The sequence below is a fragment of the Pseudomonas sp. Z2-11 genome, from assembly GCF_054161305.1.
Genome location: NZ_CP096395.1, coordinates 3051291 through 3070820 on the forward strand (window position 1 = coordinate 3051291; position 19530 = coordinate 3070820).

Sequence of the window (19530 nt, forward strand, 5' to 3'; positions counted from 1 at the left end):
GTGACTTAACGTCCGCCCGTTCTTTCGAGCAACCGGCTTCTGAGCGGCAAATCGCTGGTGCGGTTGGCCGAGACTTTGCCGATTGCATTGCACAAGGCCCGGACGACGGGTACGTAGCTCACCTGGCTGGGCTGGCAGGCCTGGAGCACACCCGTGGGGTTGATCAGGTGTACCGCGATGTGCCCTGGCAACCATGAGACGAGTGGCCAGCGGGGCCGCTGGGCGAGGGTCGGGCACAGATCAGCGGCCGTCGCACCAAATTCAGCAGAGGCCACGAACGCGACGCCCATCAGGCACGCGCCTTCCAGCTGAGCGCGCAGGCGGCCGGGGTTTTCTACAGCGCCCAGGTCCGCGACAAACACGGTGTCATGCACAATCAGGCGACCCTCGTCGCTCAGCTCGACATCGAGCACCGCGGCCATGTAGCTCTGCGCATCGTAGTGGGCGGCGATGCCCTGCGTTCGGCGACCTCCCGAAGGCTTGCCCCAATGGCTTTTCGTGGCCGCTTCGCTGATGACATTACGCATTCGCTGGGCGTCGAAGCCTGAACGTTGCTCAGCGCCATGGTTCAGTGTCGGGGCCGAATCGATCAGTGAAAGCAGGTAGTCTCGTTGGTCGCGCCTGCACACAGGATCCTGTGCGGCGATGAGTTGCTGCTCAGCGCCCAGGCGAAGCAACAGGTCTCTGCGGCTCAGAATGCCGTCTGGCGTCATCGGCCAGATGAAGTGGTCAAGTGCGCTGTCGTGCCCGTCGGGGTGGTTCATTGCGTTTCTCCTTCCGGCTGATGACAAGAGCTCCAGCAAAAAAACAACGGCGGATTCAAATCCTTGCTCAAGCCAGGACCCCGTGGGAGCGAGCCCGCTCGCGAAAGCGCCGGTGCAGCTTGCATCGCTATGGGATGTGCTGACGTCTTCGCGAGCAGGCTCGCTCCCACAGGTTGGCGCTGGCGCCGCAGGAACAATCCTGGCGTTACTTTAGGCGGGACGATCTGACGTCAGGGTGACGGGAGGCTGACAGGAACATGTCAGGCGATAGAAGGGGGCGCTGGACGCAGCGCGCCCCCCCGTGTGTCTCAATAAACCTGAGGAACGACGATTTCCGGCGGCGTCGGACTGCGGAAGTAGTCTTCCTGCCTGACGCGTTCCGGTAGCTCGATCACCGGGAGCTCGACTTCTTCATAGGGCATCTGGCCGAGCAGGTGGTGGATACAGTTGAGTCGCGCTTTTTTCTTGTCGTCGGCTTGCACGACCCACCACGGCGCCTCGGCGATATGGGTGCGCTCCAGCATAATCTCCTTGGCCTTTGTATACGCCTCCCAGCGCCGCCGGGACTCCAGGTCCATGGGGCTGAGTTTCCATTGCTTGAGCGGGTCGTGGATACGGCTGAGAAAGCGCAGGTGCTGCTCCTGGTCGGAAATGGAGAACCAGTACTTGATCAGCTGGATGCCTGAGCGGGCCAGCATGCGCTCGAACTCGGGCACGGTCCGGAAGAACTCTTCGTACTGATCGTCGTTGCAAAAGCCCATGACCTGTTCGACGCCTGCGCGGTTGTACCAGCTGCGGTCGAACAGGACGATTTCACCGGCGGCCGGCAAGTGTGAAACGTAGCGCTGGAAATACCATTGGGTGCGTTCGCGGTCGTTCGGGGCGGGCAGGGCGGCCACCCGGCAGACCCGAGGGTTGAGGCGCTGGGTGATACGTTTGATGACTCCGCCTTTGCCGGCAGCGTCGCGCCCTTCGAAGAGGATCACGACCTTGTGGCCGGTCTTGACCACCCAGCTTTGCAGCTTCACCAGTTCGCCTTGCAGGCGGAACAGTTCGCTGAAGTAGATTCTCCGGGCTTCTTTTTCTGATCCTTCTGGAGCCTGTCCATCGAACAGGGCATCCAGGTCGTGACCGTCTTCGGCCAGCTCCAATTCCAGTTCTTCATCGCTGTGATCGAGCAGTTCCCGGTGGATGCGCTGTATCAAGGTGTCGTCTGTCGAGGACATGGGCGTGGGCTCGCGTTGTAGGAGATGGCGAAGTGTTAGTCGCAATTTGTTACGGGGCGATTACAACAGCCAACGTGCTGTAGGCGCTATCTGAAGGACATAAGTGCACTTTGCCACTGCGCATTCATAAAACCGTAACAAGAATGTTGCAGAGTTCCCCGGCCCGTCATCACAAGGAATTTCTTTTAATGAAAAGTTTGATGAAGTCTGCTGCGCTCGCCGTTACGGTTTCTCTTTGTGCCACCTCGGCGTCCTTCGCTGCAGAGAATGTCCGTCTGACGGGGTCCGGGGCGAGTTTTCCAGCTCCGATCTACCTGACCTGGTTCAAGGATTTCAGCAAGAAATCCGACGGTGTCACCGTGGATTACCAATCCAAGGGCAGCGGTGCGGGCGTACAGGACTTCCTGAACAAGACCGTTGATTTCGCCGCCAGTGACTCGGCGATGAAAGAAGAAGACATCGCCAAGGTTGCCGAAGGCGTGCAGTTGTTGCCGATGACCGCCGGTGAAATCGTGCTGGCCTACAACCTGCCGGGCAATCCCAAGGGCCTCAAGCTGCCACGCGATGTGTACTCGAACATCTTCCTGGGCAAGATCACCAAATGGAACGATCCGCAGATCGTTGCCGCCAACCCGGACCTGAAACTCACCGATACGCCGATCACCGTCGTTGTACGTGCGGACTCCAGCGGTACCACCGCGGTGTTCACCAAGCACCTGGCAACCATCAACCCGGAGTTCAAGACGGCGCTGGGCGAGGGCAACACCGTCAACTGGCCGGCCAGTGACAAGTTCATCAAGTCGCCGAAAAACGATGGCGTGACCGCTACCGTGCGTCAGACCCCGGGCGCGATTGGCTATATCGAATACGGCTTCGCCAAGCTCGCCAAGGTCGACTTCGCCCAACTGCAGAACAAGGCCGGCAAGTACGTCGTGCCGAACGCCGAGAGCGGTGCAGAGGCCCTGGCGGCGGTGAAGATGCCGGAAAACCTGGTGGCCTGGCTGCCGGATCCGGACGGCGCCAAGTCCTACCCGATCACGTCCTACACCTGGATGATCTTCCGCAAGGACAACGGCAACCCGGCCAAGGCCAAGGCCATGCGTGAAATGGTCGAATACAGCCTGACCGAAGGGCAGAAGATCGCCGATTCGATGGGTTACATCCCATTGCCGGCGTCGGTCGTCGAGCAGGTTCGCAAGGCATCCGCCAACATTCAGTAACACCGTGAGGTCTCTCTCGGTGTGTGCCTCCGCGCCACGCCGGGAGAGTTTTCCCCCTGTTCCGGACTTAGCCCATGAACAAACCTTTTGTCGTACCGGTTAATCCGGACTCTGCCTGCCAGCCACCCTCGACGAAGGATTTCCTGGTTGATCGCACTTTCCGTGCGCTAGCGCGCATCGGCGTGGTGCTGATTCTGGCGCTGGTATTTGCGCTGGTGTTCGAGGTGGGACGCAAGGCAATTCCCGGCATGGAGAAACACGGTTTCGACGTGCTCCTGGGCAGCGTCTGGGACGTCAACCAAGGCAAATACGGCATCCTGCCGGCTATCTGGGGCACGCTCTACAGCGCCTTGATCGCGTTGTTGATCGCCGGATTTTTCGGCGTCAGCATGGCAATTTTTCTGACCCAGGATTTCCTGCCGCCCAAGCTTGCGGCGATTTTCCGCACCATCGTTGAACTGCTCGCGGCCATCCCCAGCGTGGTCTATGGCCTGTGGGGGATCTACGTGGTGATCCCGGCGATCCGACCGCTGACAACCTGGCTGAACAGCGAACTCGGCTGGATACCCTTTTTCGGCACGTCCCTGAGCGGGCCCGGGCTGCTACCGGCGGCGCTGGTGCTTGCGATCATGATTCTGCCAACCATCGCCGCCGTTTCGCAGGATGCGCTCACCGGCGTACCGATGAAAACCAAGCAGGCCGCCTATGGCATGGGGACGACTCACTGGGAAGCGATTCTCAAGGTGATGGTGCCTTCCGCTGCCACCGGCATCTTTGGCTCACTGGTGCTGGGCCTCGGGCGCGCCCTGGGCGAGACGATGGCGCTGGCCATGCTGGTCGGTAACGCCAACAACATTTCCCTCTCGCTGTTTGCTCCGGCCAACACGCTTGCTGCCCTGCTGGCGTTGAACTTCCCCGAGGCCGGGCCGAACGAGATCGAGGTGTTGATGTATGCCGCCCTGGTATTGATGTTGATTACGCTGATCGTGAACATTTTTGGTTCGATGATCATGATGTATGCCCAACGGGGTAATAAGTGATGACAGACCTCACTGCCGCAACAGACTTGACCGCGCCAGCGGGCGCGATGCCCAGCTTGCAGCGCAAGTTCGAAGGCCGCGCACTGCGCAGCCTGATCCTGACCACCCTGGTCTGGACCGGCGCGCTGCTTGCCAGCGTGCCGCTGATTTCCGTGCTTTACATGCTGATCACCCGTGGTGGCGCGCGCCTGAACCTGGAAGTCTTTACCGAGCTGCCACCGACCGGCTTCGAGATGGGTGGCGGCTTCGGCAACGCCATGGCCGGTACTTTCGTGATGGTCGGTATCGCGGCAGCCATCGCGGTGCCGATCGGCATCATGGCCGCCGTCTTCCTGGCTGAGCTGGGGCCGGACAGCAAGTTGGGGAACGCCGCGCGGTTTGCCGCGAAGATGCTCACCGGCCTGCCGTCGATCCTGGCCGGGGTATTCGCCTACGCCCTGGTGGTGATGACCACCGGTACGTATTCGGCGCCGGCAGGCGGCGTGGCACTGGCCGTGCTGATGCTGCCGATCGTCGTGCTGACGGCGGAAGAGTCGATGCGCATGGTGCCCAAGATCATGAAGGATGCTGCCTATGGCATGGGCTGCACCCGCTCGCAGGTGATCTGGAAAATTGTCTTGCCGACCGGCATGCCGGCCATCCTCACCGGCGTCATGCTGGCCGTGGCACGTGCCGCGGGCGAGACCGCGCCGCTGCTGTTTACCGCGCTGTTCAGCAACTACTGGATTTACCACCAGGGCAATCTCGAGGTCATGAACCCGACGGCCTCGCTGGCGGTGCTGATCTACAACTTCTCCGGGATGCCTTTCGACAACCAGCTCGAGCTCGCATGGGCGGCCTCACTGGTGCTGGTGATGATCGTGCTGTTCGTGAACATCATCAGCCGTATTTTCGGCAAGCCCAAGTATTAAGAACGGGAGCATCTGATCTTGAACGTATCCACTGCGCAAATAGCCGCTCCGTTTGTCACCCAGGCACCTGTAGTCATGGACTGCAAACTGGACAAGATTTTTTATGGCAACTTCATGGCGGTCCGTGACAGCCATGTGCCGATCGAGAAAAACAAGATCACCGGGTTCATCGGTCCTTCCGGCTGTGGCAAGAGCACCGTGTTGCGCAGCCTCAACCGGATGAACGACCTGGTGAAAGGCTTCCGTTTCGAAGGCCACGTGCATTTCCTCGGACAGGACGTCTACGGCAAGGGTGTTGATCCGGTGGTCGTGCGCCGTTACATCGGCATGGTATTCCAGCAGCCGAACCCGTTTTCGATGAGCATTTTCGACAACGTCGCGTTTGGCCTGCGCCTCAACCGCTACAAGGGCGATATCGGTGACCGGGTCAAGCATGCGCTGCAAGGCGCCGCGCTGTGGGACGAAGTCAAGGACAAGCTCAAGGTCAGCGGCCTGTCGCTCTCCGGCGGCCAGCAACAGCGCCTGTGCATTGCCCGCGCCATCGCCACCGAGCCGGAAGTGCTGCTGTTGGATGAACCGTGTTCGGCACTCGACCCGATCGCTACCCGGCGGGTCGAGGAGCTGATGGTCGAGTTGAAGAAGGACTACACCATCGCCCTGGTGACCCACAACATGCAGCAGGCCATCCGCGTGGCTGACACCACGGCGTTTTTCTCGGTGGATATTTCCCAGGGCACGCGCACCGGTTATCTGGTCGAGATGGGCCCGACGACGCAGATTTTCGACAACCCGCGTGAACAGATGACCGGCGATTACATCAGCGGCAAGTTCAGCTAAGCCACACATCAGGTCAAGGCCGCATCCCTGCAGAAGCCAAATGGATTTGGCGGGCATCCGGTAGACATTTACCAAGCGTTTTCCAAGGAGCACCAATGCCTGCTACGCATCGCCTTGATTTGCCAGCGATTGAACGCGCACTACGGGAAGTGCAGGACCGTTTCGCCCAGCTCAGCCGGCACTTCACCGAGCCGCGTGACCCGTTGACCGATGAAGTGCTGCAGAATGTGCTTGAAGGTTATGCGTTGGTTGACGAATATGTTGCCCGCGGCGTCGACCTGTTCGATCTGCAGCAACTGAACCTGATGCTGGAGATCAACGCCACGGTGCTCTGCGGCCGGGATCCGGCTCGCCGCTTGGAATACGCCCATCACTTGGCAGCGACCGAGGCGCATTTCTTCAACAATGTTGAAGGAGGCATCAAGGATTTGTACAACTGGTATTGTGCCTATCGCAGCGAGTCGGTGTGGAAGCGCGCGGCAGGCGTCTATGTACGGATTCTCAGCAAGCCGCAGTTGTTCATCGAAGGTAACAACCGCAGTGGGTCGCTTATTGTCAGCTATCTGCTGATGCGCGCGGGCTTGCCGCCGTTTGTGCTGACACTGGAAAATGCCGAAGGCTATTTCAACCCATCCTCGGTGATACGCAACTCTGCCAAGCATGGCGTCAAGGCGTTGTACGAATTGCCCAAGATCAAGAAAAAATACGCAGCGTTTTTAGAAGAACAGGCACCCGATCCAATGAAGTTTTTTCTCAAAGGCGAGTCTTTGCCGCTTTCCCAAGGTGGCCATTGATGGACGTCAAATGCAGAACATTCAGCAGCCGGGTAGGGCAGGCCATCCGCACCGCTTTGCCGACGCAGCTGTTCAAGCGCCAGCGCATACGGATTTCGTTTGATATCGATGACACGCTCGCCTGCCAACTCCACCACTGCGAAGTCGAGCAAAGCCGGCTGCCGGCCTGCATTCACCGTTGGTTGGGTGAGCCGCTGCGCCGGGGCACCCGCTCGCTGATCCGGGAATTGCGTCGCCAGGATTGCAGCATCTGGGTCTACACCTCGTCGGGCCGCACGCCGTCCTATATCCGCCGTTGGCTGCTGCTGTACGGCATCCGCGTCGACGGTGTGGTCAACAGCGTCCTGCACAACCGTGCCCTGACGGTGCATGGGCTGGAGAACTCACCCTCCAAGTACCCGCCGGCGTTCGATATCGACTTGCATGTCGATGACTCCGAAGGCGTGCAGCTCGAAGGCGATGACCATGGCTTTCGTGTTGTCGTGGTGCATCCGGAGGACGAGGGCTGGGCGCAGAAGGTGCTGGAGGCGGTCGCTGTTGTCCAGGCGCAGCTTGAGTGGCAGCAGATGTTCAGGCCCAAAGGAGCCGCGCAACAACGCCCGGAAGCTTCTTTGTCTTGACGCGATGCCCGCATTACCGCAAAAAAAGGCGCCATGTTGGCGCCTCAGTGGTTCAGGCGATCTTGATTACAACCTTTCCAAATGCTCCTTTTGCCAGGTGCTCGTAAGCTTCCCGGGCTTTCTCGAACGGATACACCTGATCGATCACTGGGCGAATCCTGTGTTGGTTGAGGAATGCATTCATCCGCTCGAACGATGAGCGCGGCGCCACCGCAATACCGCGAATGGTTGTCTGGCGAAAGATAAGAGGCATCAGTTCGAGTTCCGCAGTCTGGCCGGTCAAAAAGCCGATCTGCGCAATACGCCCGGATGCCTTGGTCGCTGCGATCGATTGATTGATGCCGCTGCCTCCGGCCACATCCAGCAGCAGATCCACGCCTTTACCCTCGGTCAGCTTCAGCACTTCGTCTGCCCAGCTTGGCGTAGTCCTGTAGTTGACGCCCGCTACGGCCCCCAATCCCTTCACGGCTTGCAGATTTTCGTCGCTGCTCGACGTTGCGATCACCTTGGCGCCAAGCGCAGTTGCGATCTGCACGGCAAATATGGACACACCGCCAGTGCCTTGGGCCAATACGGTTTGTCCAGGCTCAATCTGCCCGAAGTCCACCAGTGAATACCATGCCGTGAGCGCGGCAATCGGCAGCGTAGCGGCCTCTTCATCGCTCATGTTGTCAGGCGCACCCACGGCGCTTTCCTGATGGATGATCATGTATTCGGCCAAGCCACCGGGCAATGGTGATCCAAAACAGTAATCCGGCTCATTGGGTCCGGGCTCGCCATCCAGCCAACGGGAGTACAGGTGCGAGTTGACCCGATCACCGATCTTGAAGCGCGTCACACCATCGCCAATTGCGACCACTGTTCCGGCCGCATCACTTACGGGAATGAGGGGCTTGGGCACCTTATGCGGCTCATAGATGCCGTCAACGATGGCCTTGTCGCGAAAATTGAGCGAGACAGCGCCAACCTTGACCAGCAATTCGCCGGGCCCCGGGCGTGGGGTAGCCGTCTCTTCCAGTTGCAGATTGTCGAGTCCGAAGTCTTTTAATAGCCAGGCTTTCATTGTGAATCTCCAAACGAGTCAGTGACGGCAAACCGCAGAGGGTTCGCCTTGTGCACATGGTTCGCTTTTGGAGCGGCGCAATAAATGCGTGAAAAAAGACATGATTGTTATATTCTGCGGCAACAATAGCGTTCGCCAGGACCTGACATCATGGAACTGCTGCAATCAATGCGTCTGTTCGCCAGGCTTGCCGAACTCGGCAGCTTCACAAAAACTGCCGAGTCGCTGGATATAGGGCGGCCGCAGGTCACCCGTTCCATTCAGGAGCTGGAGACATCATTGGGTGTGCGCCTTTTCCAGCGCACGACCAGGAAGGTGGCGCTCACCGCCGAGGGTGAACGATTCTATGGGCGGGTACAGGAGATTCTTGCGGACATTTCTGCCGCAACTTCGATGTTCGACCGCACCGGGGCAACGCTTACGGGCCGACTTCGCGTCGATATCCCGACCGCTTTCGCGCAAATGGATTTCATCAGAAGCCTGAAAGCGTTCACCAGCACCTTCCCAGGCATCAACGTGATACTGGGCGTGACCGACCGAGCCGTTGACTTGATAGGAGAGGGCATAGACTGTGCGTTGCGCATAGGCGATCTACCGGACTCGACATTAGTCGCTCGCCCCGTTGCATGGGCGACGATGGTGACGTGCGCGGCGCCCGAATATCTCGCCAGGCACGGCGAACCCGAGACACTCGGCGACCTGGTCGCCCATCGAGGCGTGAACTTCTTGTCCGGTCAGAGCAGCAGGCCATTGCCCTGGCATTTCGTGATGGAAGGTCAGGATCGAGCGTTTGTAAGCAACCCCGCCATCACCGTCACTGAATCGAATGCGTACGTGCAGTGCGGTGTGTCGGGCTTCGGAATAATCCAGGCGCCAGGCATCGCTGTGGCCGGGTATCTGGAAAGCGGCGCTTTGGTGGAGATTCTAAGACCTTGTCGACCAGCTCCTCGCCCAGTGTCGTTGCTATACCCAAGCCGGACGCACCTGGCGCCGCAAGTGCAGGTTCTTCTCGAATGGCTGCAAGCGCACTTTGTTCAGCTTCATCCCGAGTGGCTGGAACGATAGAGGTTCAGGAACATCTTGAGCCCGTCAGGACAGGCGAGACAGTCAGGCTGTCATGGCGCGATTCAAGGCAACGATTTGCTCATGTGAAAACTGACTGCCGGGCGCCATGAACCGGGCGATCAACGCGTCGCGGTTTTGCGGCGCCCGTGTCTTGTCGGCCGCAGCCAGCGCCAGTTTCAACGCCGGCAATGTCAACTCGGTGCAGTAAGCCGGTGTACCTGGTTGCTGACGCCAAGAGTCTTCAAGGTTGCCAGCGGCAAATGCGCTAAAGCCGGTGTCCTCGACGAGATCCTGCGCAACCGCCAAAGCGGCGGGATCGCTCCCTGCGACAGGTAACGCTATGCGTGTTGAGGACCCGGCTGGCTGGCCTTTGTCGGCAAGCGTGGCGGCGAGCAGGGCGTTCCAGGCCTTGATGACCGGGCGGCCAAGCTGTTCGCTGACCCAGATGCTCTCGGGCTTGCCGGCATCGACGTCCTTGATCGCCCCGTCACGGCCTGGATAGTAATTGGAGGTGTCGATGACGACGGTCTTTTCAGGGACGTTACTGAATGCCTGCCCGAGTTCGGGGTGTTTTGCGAACGGGATCGAGAGGATAACCGCGTCCACCCCAGACACAGCCTCTTCCCTGGTCACTGCCTTTACACCGATTTCGCTGGCGAGTTTCTGCAGGCTTTCAGGACCCTTCGAGTTCGCCAGCTTGATTTCATGGCCGCACGCAGCGAGCTTGCGGGCAAGGGTGGCTCCAATGTTGCCCGCGCCGATAATTCCGATCTTCATTTCGATGGCCTCGCATAAAAAGCTTTCAAATTTTTCATCATTCAGCTGGCGCTTTGTATCCCGCCAGCATTTTCAGAACCTTGTGATGTGTACCATTCGCTTCAGTACACCGTAATGGCTTGGAGCACTCGACGACAAGTTCCCGTGGCGTCGAACTGGTGATGCGTGCTGACGCCAAGAAAAACCGTGAACGGATACTGGAGGTCGCCGTAACAGAGCTGACCCTCGATCCTGCGGTCCCGCTGAGCACGATCGCGAAGAAAGTCGGGGTAGGACAGGGCACGTTCTATCGCCACTTCGCCACCCGCGAAAAATTGGTATCCGAGGTCTATCAATTCGAAATGCAGCAGGTGGCTTCGTTGGCGGAACAACTGCTCGCCACGAAACCATCGAAGGAAGCCCTCCAGGAATGGATGGACTGCCTCGCCGAATATGCGATGACCAAGGCTGGACTTGCGAGTGCGATACGCTCGTAGCGGAGTGACCAGCGACGACTTTTTCCTGGCCACTGCCGGAATCTGGCAAATGGATTGCCAGAGCGAATGGCATCCACGTTTCTCCAGGTTGATGGACCTGATCATGGATGGCCTGTGCGCGGGCAGCCCTGAAAGCCTAAGAGGGACAAGGACTAGTTTTCAAATCTCAAGGCGTCGGCAAACCCGTGGTGAGGGAAGGGCTGGCGTTCCAATGCGCGGCGCTCACTTAAAGGGCCGCTACGCAGCCCAGCGGGAGCAAGCTCCCTCGCCACGGTTCATGAATCAGTAGAGTCAGAACGCCGGGGCCGCTTCCTCACGTTCAACTGTGGATGGGGAATACCGCGGGTAGTCGGTGAATCCTTGTTCATTACCGCCGTACAGTCCGGTGGCATCAAGAGCGTTGAGCGGCCAACCATTGGCGATACGCTGGGGCAGGTCGGGGTTGGCGATGAACGGCCGGCCGAATGCGGCCAGATCGGCCAGGCCCGACTCGATCAGGCGCGCCGCGCGGTCAGCGGTGTACAACCCGGCATAGATGATGCGGCCGGTGAAGGTGCTTCGCACCTCGCGCCGAAACGCCTCGGGCAGGTCCGGCGCATTCGGCCAGTCGGCTTCGGCGATCGACAGATAGGCGATGCCTGCCTGCTCAAGCACCTTGATGGCTTCGATGTAGGTCTGGTGCGGGTCGTCCTCGACGAAGCCGATGTACACGCGGTCTTCTTCGGTGCTGGTGAACAGCGGCGTGAAGCGCACGCCCACACGGTCGGGCCCGACCACGGCGCTGACGGCCCGGACCACTTCGCGCAGGAAACGCAGGCGATTGTGCAGCGAGCCGCCGTAGTCATCGGTGCGCTGGTTGGCATGGGCGGAAATGAACTGATTGACCAGATAACCGTTGGCCGCGTGGATCTCGATGCCATCGAAACCGGCCGCCAGGGCGTTGCGTGCGGCCTGGGCATAGAGTTCGACCAGCGCCTTGATCTCGGCGACGCTCAGCTCGCGCGGAGTCGAGGGTTCGACCAGCGTGCCGGTGCCGGGACCGGTTTCGATAAAGGCTTTGACCTTTTTCGCCTGGATCGCCGACGGTGCGACAGGGGCGGCGTTCTCCGGTTGCAGTGCGCTGTGTGACACGCGACCGACATGCCAGAGCTGGGCAAAAATCACCCCGCCCTCAGCGTGAACCGCCTCGGTGACGGTGCGCCAGCCATCGATCTGCGCCTGGCTGTAAATGCCCGGCGTCCAGGCATAACCCTTGCCACGGGGTTCGATTTGGGTGCCTTCGCTGATGATCAGGCCGGCACTCGCGCGCTGTTGGTAATAGCGGGCCATGAGGGCTGTGGGCACGTCACCGGGCTGGCCGCTGCGTTGACGGGTCAGGGGCGGCATGACGATGCGATTTTTCAGCGTCAGTGGGCCTAGCGAGGTGTGTTCGAACAGCGAGCTGTATTTCATAACAATATCCCTTGGTGGCGAGCTATCGGCGCGATAAGGGCGGGAGACCTGCGACGTCTCCCGCGGCAACAGGCTCAAGCCTCGTTCAGCAGATCGATAAGGACCTGCGCGGCTTCGCTTGACGAACCCGGGTTCTGACCGGTGATCAGCAGACCGTCACGCACCACGTAGGAGGACCAGTCGGCGCCTTTCGAATACAGGCCGCCGTTGGCCTTGAGCATGTCCTCGACCAGGAACGGCACGACATCGGTCAGGCCTACCGCGGCTTCTTCGGTATTGGTGAAACCGGCAACTTTTTTGCCCTGGACCAGCGGAGTACCGTCAGGCTTTTTCACGTGGCGCAGCACGCCAGGCGCGTGGCACACCAAGGCGACAGGCTTGCCGGCGGCCTGGAAAGACTCGATCAAGCGGATCGAGACCGGATCTTCGGCCAAGTCCCACAGCGGGCCGTGGCCGCCTGGGTAGAAAACCGCATCGAAATCGTCTGGCGAGACACTGTCCAGGCGCACGGTGCTGGCAAGCAAGGCGGTCGCTTCAGGGTCGGCTTCGAAACGCCGGGTCAGGTCAGTCTGAAAGGACGGCTCGTTACTCTTCGGATCAAGCGGTGGCTGCCCACCCTCAGGCGAAGCCAGAACGATCTCGGCCTTGGCGTCGAGGAAGGCGTAGTAGGGCGCCGCCAGCTCTTCGAGCCAGAAGCCGGTCTTGCGGCCAGTGTTGCCGAGGGTGTCGTGCGAGGTCAGTACCATGAGAACTTTCATTTCGGTTTTCCTGTTTGAGAGTGTGCTGCATTAGCTTGAATAGACCAGTCGTCTAGCACCTGGGCAAAAAATCAAGCTGTGAAAGGCGTCGCCCAAACCTCTGAGTGGGTGGCTTTTACGAGCTGCTGCCTTGCGATGCTTAGAACGTGTGGTTACCTTAATTTCAAATTAGACCAGTCGTCTAGTAATATTTTTATTTTTTCGCATCACGGTTTTTTTGGAGGGGGGCAGGATAGGCAGATTTTGATGAAGGAGGCAGCGGTATCGATCAGGTAAGGCTGAGAATCTGGCGAGTCGTCGCCATTGCCGTCTCGAAAGGCTGGACACTCTTGGTGATCTTGACCATGACACTGGCACCGACCCACAGCTGATAGAGACTTTGCGCGACCGCATGAGGCTCGGCAACGGACTCCAGGGAGCCTTCGGCGATTCCGCTCTCGATCGCCACGGCCAGGCGGTCGGTGATACCCGCTGTGCCGCGCTTGAGCACCGCGCGCATCGCCTCTGAAAGGTCGGCGACTTCCACGCCCAGCTTCACCGCCAGGCATTTGCCCTGGCAATCCTGGAACGATTGAGTCTGTTGCCAGATGTCCCAGTACTTCATCAGACGCTGAGCCATCGTCAGGCCAGGCAGCGCTAGAACCTCGTCCAGCTCCGCCAGATAGCTCGCGAAATAGCTTTCAAGCAATGCCTCGCCGAAGGCGTCTTTTGAGCCGAAGTAGTGGTAGAAGGATCCTTTTGGCACACCCGCAGTGGCCAGGATTTCATTCAGGCCCACGGCGGAATAGCCTTTGGCGGCCATGATTCGTTGGCCTACATCAAGGATTTCCTGGCGGACGTCGGAGGTTTCGCGGGTCTTTGGGCTGCTCATGGGGCGATCTTATTCTCTACTATACGATCAGTCTACTATTGCTCATCCCGCTTGATCGTTTGCCGCCATCGGGCTGCCCATGCGTTGCGCGTCCCAGACCGTCATGACCTGCGTAACCGCGGCGTCCAGGGTCTCAAGGGAGGCGCCGTCGCGCGCCAATACCGACAGGCCCAACAGGAAACTGTCGAACACCGCGGCCAGCGCTTCCGAGGCCACTGTTGCCGGCAGCTCTCCGGCGGCGATGGCGCGATCTACACAGGCCTTGATTCCGGCACGGTTGGCGGTTCTTGCCTCAGCGAGCGGCCGGGAGATGGCTTTGCTTTCTTCCGAGCAGGCACTCAGATAACCCAGTGACACCAGGCAGCCTTTGGGATGGTCTGTCTCGCATTGCATTTTCGCCGAGCGGCGCAGCGTGCATTCGATCGCCTCCCTGGGGGGCAGGGTGGTGTCGAACAGGCTCTCCATCACCCTGCCATGGGTAGTCAGGTAGCGTTCCATCACTTCGTTGAACAACGCCTGCTTGGAGCCAAACGCTGCATAAAAGCTCGGTGCGGTGATGCCGCCACCGATGTTGGCCTTGAGCTGGCTGAGCGACGTCGCGTCGTAGCCATGCTCCCAGAACAGATGCAGTGCCTGCGTGATTGCCACGTCACGGTCAAACGTGCGCGGCCGTCCCATCTGAGCCATGAAAACCCTCCTCTCGAGTTACATAAATACTAATCGATACAAAAGTGATTGACCAGCGGAGCAACGCCTCTCTAGTATTTATATCGATCGATATATAACTCAAAGGACATCGAATGGTTACCAACGAACGACAGGGCGCGAAGCTGCCCTATGGAGCACTGCTGGCGCTGGCAATGACCGGATTCATCTGCATCGTGACGGAGACGCTGCCGGCAGGTCTGCTGCCTGAGATTGGCGATGGCCTGGGCGTCTCACCGTCCCTGGCCGGGCAGATGGTGACGGTGTATGCGCTCGGCTCACTATTGGCAGCTATCCCGCTGACCATCGCTACCCAAACCTGGCGCCGCAGGACGGTGCTGCTTCTCACCGTGATTGGTTTCCTGGTTTTCAACTCCATCACCGCGCTGTCTTCCGTTTACTGGCTGACTCTGATCGCACGTTTTTTTGCCGGTGTTTCGGCGGGGTTGGCCTGGAGCCTCATCGCGGGTTACGCACGGCGCATGGTCGTCCCGGCCTTGCAGGGGCGCGCCTTGGCGGTAGCGATGGTCGGCACGCCCATCGCGTTGTCGCTGGGCGTGCCCCTGGGAACCTGGCTTGGCGGGGCGATAGGGTGGCGCATGTCGTTTGGTCTGATGTCCGGATTGACCCTGGTGTTGATCGCTTGGGTGCTGATCAAAGTGCCGGATTACCCAGGTCAATCCTCCTCCCAGCGTCTGGGCTTGCGTCAGGTCTTGTTCACGCCTGGCGTGCGCGCCGTGCTCGGCGTTGTGCTGACCTGGATGCTGGCCCACAACATTCTCTATACGTACATCGCGCCATTTGTCTCCGGCGCAGGGCTGGGCCGGCATGTCGATGTGGTCCTGCTGGTCTTCGGTGTCGCGGCGCTGGCTGGCATCTGGATCTCCGGGCGGCTGGTCGATCGCCATTTGCGAGCGGCGGTATTGACAAGCCTCGCTACGTTCGCTGCCGTGGCGGTCTTCCTCGGAATATTTTCAGCTTGCGCCGCAGCGATCTATCTCGGCGTTTTCATTTGGGGCCTGACCTTCGGCGGCGCCGCAACGTTGCTGCAAACGGCCTTGGCCGACGCAGCAGGCGAGGGCGCCGACGTTGCGCTGTCGATGAACGTGGTGGTGTGGAACAGCGCAATCGCTGGCGGCGGGTTATTGGGCGGGGTGTTGCTTGGCCAATGGGGCGTCAGCACTTTTCCCTGGGTGCTGTTGGTGTTGCTGCTCGCCAGCCTGGCGCTCGCGCTCCGAGCGCGGGTGCATGGCTTTCCGCAGGGCGAAAGATATGCTGGTCATGGCGCAGCCGCGCATTGATTGGAATGAACTCGATAGAGTCGAATAAAAAAACCACTCGATGAGTGGTTTTTTTACATCCCTACGTTCAAAAGGCGACGGGATAAGACGTTTCGTTCAGCACAGTCGCTTTTGATCCAAAGGTGAGGTGAATCAGTTTCCTTGGCTTCGGGTCCCAACAGAAGAACCGACCCACGGAGCGCATCTGCGCAAGGTCCACGACGATAACCGATTCCACAGGCATGACCGTTTCGGTCCAGAACAACACGTAGAGGTCATCGGCGACATCGAAATAAGCGCACCGCTCGACGTCGGCCAGACCTTTCTCAGCCCCGTTCACGCAGTGCCAGGCCATGGTTTGCGCGCCGAAGTAGACGTGCTCGTACCAATCGTCCGCGCTGTAGCGGTACAGCACGCGCTTACCGACCAGGCCGGCCCCTTGAACGATGGGCGCGCCCCCAGGCTCGCCATCGACCACGGCAGTCACGAAATCTGTACGCGTACGTTTTTCGCCTCCTCTGTCATAAAAAAGGGAGACAGCCGCCAGTACATCACCGGTTTCGTATTTCCAGACCAGGCTGGCCGACTCCTGGTGTTCGGGCTTGAGGAAGTCGATGAAAAAGATACCGGGGCGAACCTCCACCGCTTCGTAGGTTTCTGTTTCGGATTCACCGGTGCCTTCGCCCTCCAGGATGGTCCAGGTCAACGTATTCCCATCAACAAAATGGTGCTCGATCAGCCAACCGTTGGCAAAGCGAAGGTTGGCTTTTTTTCCTGCCAGAAATAGGGACGGAGCGTATTTGTACTCATTAAAACCGTCGGCCATTTCCTCAAGCGTCGGCCATTGCTCTTCAGGCACGAATGGTTGGTTCTTCAGTTCTTGTTCGATCTGATAGCTCACGATGTCTCCTCGTTTACGGCCGGTTCCGATTGAGGTTTCATCCTAGGAGCGGGCGCAATCAATGTCTTGGCGCCGAGCGCCATCGCTTGTGCTGGAGTGACACATTTCCAACAAGCCGGAGGGTCAATTGCATTCGGTTGAAAACTGATGGCGATAGTCGCGGGGAGAAATGCCGAATCGCAGCTTGAACGCCTTGGAAAAATGGCTCACATCATTGAAGCCCCAGGCGTAGGCGATGGCGGTGATTTTTTCATGGGCGGCTGCCTGGCTGATGGTCTCGGCACAGCGTTGCAGTCGCTGTTCCAATATGTGCCGGCCGATGGTGGTGCCTTGCTGGGCGAAGAGCCGATGCAGGTTTCTGACCGATGTACCGATGGCTTCTGCCAGACGCTCGGCACACAACTCGCTATCGCAAAGATGCCGTTCGATCAGGATTTTTGCCTTGATCAGTTTCTGCGCCTGGCCGCTGGAGTCTCCGCCCTCGATTGCACTGCTCACCCCAGGGCGCAACAGCATCAGCAATGCGTCGAACAATGCCGCACTCTCTTGCGGTAGCAGGTTCGAAGAATCGAATAGCCGTTGGGTCATCAGGCCGGCCATGCCCCCCAAAGCGCTGCTGGCAACCAAGGGACGGTTGAATATCAATTGCCTCTGCCCCAAGCGTTGGTGCAGCGCTTGGCGGGGAATGATCAGCGACATCTGGTCGCTCAGGGCATCGAAGTAAAAATCGCAAGGCTGCGTGATGTCCAGCAACACTAGGTCGCCCTTGTCCAGGCGGGCGCGATTGTCAGCCTGGCACATCAATGCGCTACCACCGACTTGCAGCACCAGGTAGAAAAAATCTTTGTCATCGGCCCGAATATCGCTGCGGGCGCGGTGCAAGTGCTGGCAATTGCTGATGATGCGCGAGCCATCCAACGCGGAATCTGTGCCCGTCAGATTTTTCATCGCGCCGGTAAAGCTCGCGAGGCCGGGCCCGGAAGGCGGCTCGGCGTGAAAGGTTCCGCATTTCTGACCGAGGTCGTGTTGCCAGGCCTCGAAGCCCTGGGCGCCCGTATAGAGCGGTTCTGTTTGCCAAGTGTTGTACATCGTTACCTCGGCTGCCGGCTGCACGCCGGTTTTGTTTTTATATTGGATCGGCCGTCGACACGCTTCCGACACCGGCAGTATTTAGTAGCACGCATGTTGAAAAGACAAGTATCTCCCTATCGATGGCAGTGACAGACATGTGCACGACATTCTCAACCATGTTCCCGGCCAGCCAGGGAGGCGTCTAATGGGATTGTGCTTCTTACCCGGCTGGAGTCTGTTCCCGTGGATACAACCAATAACAATACCTGTGCCTCGGCTTCGCATCTGCAGAAAACCTTGCGCTGGAGCGATGCATTCGCACTGTCAATGGCGGTGTCAGGCTCGATCTTCGCTTCTTTCGGCTTCGCCCTCGGTGCACTCGGTCCGGTAGCCGCGCTAATGCTCTGGGTGGGCTCGGCAGCCATCGGGGCCTGTCAGAACTGGATTTTCCTGGAAGTCAGCGCAATGTTTCCGGATAAACCTGGCGGCATCGCAATGATCGCGGCCGAAGGTTGGCGCAAACGCTGTGCCTGGGTCGGTCCCTTGGCCGCCTTTGGTTACTGGCTTGGCTGGTCGGCGGTGTTGTCGATCATCGGCGTGAGCGCCGGAGCGTTGATTCAGGCGCAGTGGTTTCCCTCACAAACCTGGAGCTTCGATACAGGTCTGGCCAACATTGGCCTGGCCCAGATGATCGGAGCGGGTTTGATCGTGCTTTTCTGGCAATTCAATCGTCGCGGCATCCATCTGGCCGCATCGGTCTCCAAATATATGGGGGCGCTGCTGCTGGTGCCGATCCTGGTGTTGGCAGTGGCGCCTTTGCTGGCTCATGGCTGGAGCATGGAGCGCTTCGCATCGGCCTGGCAGGCGCGCGAGGCGTTCGGTTGGGAGTCGTTGCGCACCGCGTTGGTCTGGTTGTTCCTGGTCAGCTGGAGCGCCTATGGCACCGAAATGTGCGCAGCCTTCGGGCCCGAATATCGCAGCGAGCGGGACATGCGCCTGGCGTTGATGAGTTCAGGTGGCTACACCGTGCTGGTGTTTGCCGCAGTAGCTTTCGGCCTGGGCGGCTTGGTGGATCCGCAAGCGGCCCTGGAGAACCCCAGCGGTTTCTACATTGCGGCCTTCAACGCGGTGCTGGGCACGGGCTGGAGCAGCTTTTTCGTGATTGCTTTGTTGGTGGGGCTGTTCATGGGGTTGAACGCGGCATTGGCCGATGGCTCGCGGGCGTTGTACGGCACGGCGCTGGAAGGACTGACCATCAAACAACTGGGTGTGCTCAACAAACACCAGGTACCCGGACGTTGCATGAGCGTGGCGGTGGCGGTGAACCTGGCGATGATCTTTTTCCTGTCATCGCCCCTGGCAATTCTGGTGACGGCCAATATTGGTTATCTGACCGCCATCTTCTTCGCGCTTTCGGGCTTCATCTTGCTGCGCAAGGACGCACCGTTGCACCCGCGCCCGGTGCGTCTGGGACGCGGCTGGCTGCCGGTGGCCTGGCTGCTGAGCGTGTTCACTGGCGTAGTGGTCGTGGTCGGGGCCGCATCTGCCGAGCTGGCCGGTTATGGCGGAGCGAAGGAGGTGCTGATCGCCTTGGGCATCCTGATGTTTTCACTGCTGCTGTATGCCTATCGACGACTCGTGCAAGACCGCGTCCCGGCCTTGCCATCGGTCTCCCCACACTGAGCTGCATTTACAACAA

The 19530-nt window shown here is 59.5% G+C and carries 19 protein-coding genes and 1 pseudogene; 10 read left to right on the forward strand and 10 right to left on the reverse strand.

Going from position 1 to position 19530, the window contains the following annotated elements; translation table 11 throughout:
• Positions 1-5: 5 nt before the first annotated feature.
• Both M1E16_RS13495 and ppk2 read right to left on the reverse strand, forming a co-directional pair.
• On the reverse strand, positions 6-764 hold the full coding sequence (locus tag M1E16_RS13495) for a hypothetical protein (RefSeq protein ID WP_458130230.1): 759 nt from the start codon (positions 762-764) through the stop codon (positions 6-8).
• 308 nt (positions 765-1072) lie between these two features.
• Positions 1073-1990: a polyphosphate kinase 2 gene (gene ppk2 / locus M1E16_RS13500; protein WP_434600769.1), complete on the reverse strand. Its 918-nt coding sequence runs from the start codon at positions 1988-1990 to the stop codon at positions 1073-1075.
• A gap of 188 nt (positions 1991-2178) precedes the next feature.
• On the opposite strand from ppk2, the gene pstS reads away from it, so the two are divergent.
• From pstS to M1E16_RS13530, 6 genes are all read left to right on the forward strand, one after another.
• The gene (pstS, locus tag M1E16_RS13505) at positions 2179-3210 is read left to right on the forward strand and encodes a phosphate ABC transporter substrate-binding protein PstS (RefSeq protein WP_434674431.1); all 1032 of its coding nucleotides are present in this window, start codon (positions 2179-2181) and stop codon (positions 3208-3210) included.
• Between the two features lie 74 nt (positions 3211-3284).
• Entirely contained in the window at positions 3285-4250 is a 966-nt protein-coding gene (gene pstC / locus M1E16_RS13510; RefSeq protein ID WP_305501066.1) for a phosphate ABC transporter permease subunit PstC, read from the forward strand.
• Entirely contained in the window at positions 4250-5161 is a 912-nt protein-coding gene (gene pstA / locus M1E16_RS13515) for a phosphate ABC transporter permease PstA (RefSeq protein WP_434600771.1), read from the forward strand. Before pstC ends, pstA begins: the two co-directional genes overlap by 1 nt.
• Before the next feature lie 75 nt (positions 5162-5236).
• Positions 5237-5998, forward strand: a complete 762-nt coding sequence (gene pstB / locus M1E16_RS13520; protein ID WP_025214260.1) for a phosphate ABC transporter ATP-binding protein PstB — start codon at positions 5237-5239, stop codon at positions 5996-5998.
• A 95-nt stretch (positions 5999-6093) separates the two neighbouring features.
• On the forward strand, positions 6094-6792 hold the full coding sequence (locus M1E16_RS13525) for a hypothetical protein (protein WP_305501063.1): 699 nt from the start codon (positions 6094-6096) through the stop codon (positions 6790-6792).
• Entirely contained in the window at positions 6792-7412 is a 621-nt protein-coding gene (locus M1E16_RS13530) for a hypothetical protein (RefSeq protein ID WP_458130231.1), read from the forward strand. Before M1E16_RS13525 ends, M1E16_RS13530 begins: the two co-directional genes overlap by 1 nt.
• A gap of 52 nt (positions 7413-7464) precedes the next feature.
• Here M1E16_RS13530 and M1E16_RS13535 read toward each other — a convergent pair whose 3' ends face one another.
• Positions 7465-8475 (reverse strand): zinc-dependent alcohol dehydrogenase family protein, encoded by a 1011-nt coding sequence (locus M1E16_RS13535; protein WP_458130232.1) that lies wholly within the window; start codon positions 8473-8475, stop codon positions 7465-7467.
• A gap of 150 nt (positions 8476-8625) precedes the next feature.
• Here M1E16_RS13535 and M1E16_RS13540 point away from each other — a divergent pair, with 150 nt between their 5' ends.
• A complete protein-coding gene (locus tag M1E16_RS13540; protein ID WP_458130233.1) occupies positions 8626-9540 on the forward strand; it encodes a LysR substrate-binding domain-containing protein in 915 nt (304 codons plus the stop codon).
• A gap of 42 nt (positions 9541-9582) precedes the next feature.
• On the opposite strand, the gene M1E16_RS13545 is transcribed toward M1E16_RS13540, so the two are convergent.
• Positions 9583-10317, reverse strand: a complete 735-nt coding sequence (locus M1E16_RS13545; RefSeq protein WP_458130234.1) for an NADPH-dependent F420 reductase — start codon at positions 10315-10317, stop codon at positions 9583-9585.
• A gap of 161 nt (positions 10318-10478) precedes the next feature.
• On the opposite strand from M1E16_RS13545, the pseudogene M1E16_RS13550 reads away from it, so the two are divergent.
• Positions 10479-10935, forward strand: a pseudogene (locus M1E16_RS13550) (TetR/AcrR family transcriptional regulator); the annotation flags it as partial.
• Between the two features lie 149 nt (positions 10936-11084).
• Here M1E16_RS13550 and M1E16_RS13555 read toward each other — a convergent pair.
• From M1E16_RS13555 to M1E16_RS13570, 4 genes are all read right to left on the reverse strand, one after another.
• A complete protein-coding gene (locus M1E16_RS13555; protein WP_458130235.1) occupies positions 11085-12245 on the reverse strand; it encodes an alkene reductase in 1161 nt (386 codons plus the stop codon).
• Between the two features lie 74 nt (positions 12246-12319).
• Complete coding sequence (locus M1E16_RS13560; RefSeq protein ID WP_434697712.1) at positions 12320-13003, reverse strand: type 1 glutamine amidotransferase domain-containing protein; 684 nt, start codon at positions 13001-13003, stop codon at positions 12320-12322.
• Between the two features lie 268 nt (positions 13004-13271).
• Positions 13272-13874 carry a TetR/AcrR family transcriptional regulator gene (locus tag M1E16_RS13565; protein WP_434600778.1) on the reverse strand — a complete coding sequence of 201 codons (603 nt, stop codon included), beginning with the start codon at positions 13872-13874 and terminating at the stop codon, positions 13272-13274.
• A 42-nt stretch (positions 13875-13916) separates the two neighbouring features.
• Entirely contained in the window at positions 13917-14561 is a 645-nt protein-coding gene (locus M1E16_RS13570) for a TetR/AcrR family transcriptional regulator (RefSeq protein WP_458130236.1), read from the reverse strand.
• Positions 14562-14674: 113 nt separating this feature from the next.
• Here M1E16_RS13570 and M1E16_RS13575 point away from each other — a divergent pair, with 113 nt between their 5' ends.
• Positions 14675-15880: an MFS transporter gene (locus M1E16_RS13575; RefSeq protein ID WP_458130237.1), complete on the forward strand. Its 1206-nt coding sequence runs from the start codon at positions 14675-14677 to the stop codon at positions 15878-15880.
• Between the two features lie 67 nt (positions 15881-15947).
• On the opposite strand, the gene M1E16_RS13580 is transcribed toward M1E16_RS13575, so the two are convergent.
• Entirely contained in the window at positions 15948-16760 is an 813-nt protein-coding gene (locus M1E16_RS13580; protein WP_458130238.1) for a molybdenum cofactor biosynthesis F family protein, read from the reverse strand.
• A 123-nt stretch (positions 16761-16883) separates the two neighbouring features.
• Entirely contained in the window at positions 16884-17849 is a 966-nt protein-coding gene (gene feaR / locus M1E16_RS13585; RefSeq protein WP_434600780.1) for a transcriptional regulator FeaR, read from the reverse strand.
• Between the two features lie 225 nt (positions 17850-18074).
• Here feaR and M1E16_RS13590 point away from each other — a divergent pair, with 225 nt between their 5' ends.
• Positions 18075-19514, forward strand: coding sequence for an APC family permease (locus M1E16_RS13590; protein ID WP_458130239.1), 1440 nt, complete (start codon positions 18075-18077; stop codon positions 19512-19514).
• Positions 19515-19530 lie beyond the last annotated feature (16 nt).

Excerpts from the sequence above, each read along its gene's own strand:
- M1E16_RS13545 (WP_458130234.1), bottom strand. The coding sequence starts at position 10,317 with ATGAAGATCGGAATTATCGGCGCGGGCAACATTGGAGCCACCCTTGCC.
- M1E16_RS13560 (WP_434697712.1), bottom strand. The coding sequence starts at position 13,003 with ATGAAAGTTCTCATGGTACTGACCTCGCACGACACCCTCGGCAACACT.
- M1E16_RS13535 (WP_458130232.1), bottom strand. The coding sequence starts at position 8,475 with ATGAAAGCCTGGCTATTAAAAGACTTCGGACTCGACAATCTGCAACTG.
- M1E16_RS13495 (WP_458130230.1), bottom strand. The coding sequence starts at position 764 with ATGAACCACCCCGACGGGCACGACAGCGCACTTGACCACTTCATCTGG.
- pstA (WP_434600771.1), top strand. The coding sequence starts at position 4,250 with ATGACAGACCTCACTGCCGCAACAGACTTGACCGCGCCAGCGGGCGCG.
- pstS (WP_434674431.1), top strand. The coding sequence starts at position 2,179 with ATGAAAAGTTTGATGAAGTCTGCTGCGCTCGCCGTTACGGTTTCTCTT.
- pstB (WP_025214260.1), top strand. The coding sequence starts at position 5,237 with ATGGACTGCAAACTGGACAAGATTTTTTATGGCAACTTCATGGCGGTC.
- M1E16_RS13540 (WP_458130233.1), top strand. The coding sequence starts at position 8,626 with ATGGAACTGCTGCAATCAATGCGTCTGTTCGCCAGGCTTGCCGAACTC.
- M1E16_RS13525 (WP_305501063.1), top strand. The coding sequence starts at position 6,094 with ATGCCTGCTACGCATCGCCTTGATTTGCCAGCGATTGAACGCGCACTA.
- pstC (WP_305501066.1), top strand. The coding sequence starts at position 3,285 with ATGAACAAACCTTTTGTCGTACCGGTTAATCCGGACTCTGCCTGCCAG.
- ppk2 (WP_434600769.1), bottom strand. The coding sequence starts at position 1,990 with ATGTCCTCGACAGACGACACCTTGATACAGCGCATCCACCGGGAACTG.
- M1E16_RS13530 (WP_458130231.1), top strand. The coding sequence starts at position 6,792 with ATGGACGTCAAATGCAGAACATTCAGCAGCCGGGTAGGGCAGGCCATC.
- M1E16_RS13555 (WP_458130235.1), bottom strand. The coding sequence starts at position 12,245 with ATGAAATACAGCTCGCTGTTCGAACACACCTCGCTAGGCCCACTGACG.
- M1E16_RS13565 (WP_434600778.1), bottom strand. The coding sequence starts at position 13,874 with ATGAGCAGCCCAAAGACCCGCGAAACCTCCGACGTCCGCCAGGAAATC.
- feaR (WP_434600780.1), bottom strand. The coding sequence starts at position 17,849 with ATGTACAACACTTGGCAAACAGAACCGCTCTATACGGGCGCCCAGGGC.
- M1E16_RS13570 (WP_458130236.1), bottom strand. The coding sequence starts at position 14,561 with ATGGCTCAGATGGGACGGCCGCGCACGTTTGACCGTGACGTGGCAATC.
- M1E16_RS13575 (WP_458130237.1), top strand. The coding sequence starts at position 14,675 with ATGGTTACCAACGAACGACAGGGCGCGAAGCTGCCCTATGGAGCACTG.